We start from the raw sequence: 236 nt of genomic DNA, 5'->3' as shown, positions 1-236 counted from the left end.
AATCCGACTTGTCTTTAAAATGCCAGTAGATTGCACCGCGCGTAACGCCAGCTGCTTTTGCAATCTCGCCCAGCGAGGTGGATGATACCCCCTGCTGTGAGAAAAGACGTAGAGCCACATCGAGGATGTGTTGGCGCGTTTCTTGCGCTTCTTGTTTGGTTTTTCGTGCCATATGTTCGTGAATTTACAGGCGTTAGATTTACATACATTTGTGAATGTATGTACCATAGCACGAC

General features: G+C 47.0%; 1 pseudogene. It reads right to left on the bottom strand.

From position 1 onward, the window contains the following. Window positions 1–172, bottom strand: a pseudogene (acrR, locus tag SAZ04_RS23005) (multidrug efflux transporter transcriptional repressor AcrR); the annotation flags it as partial. Between the last annotated feature and the right edge of the window lie 64 nt (window positions 173–236).

The sequence above is a fragment of the Halalkalibacter lacteus genome, from assembly GCF_036663595.1.
Classification (GTDB): Bacteria; Bacillota; Bacilli; order Bacillales; family Bacillaceae_D; genus Halalkalibacter; species Halalkalibacter lacteus.
Note: the sequence above shows the minus strand (reverse complement) of the source record. Positions and strands in the feature narration are given on the sequence as shown.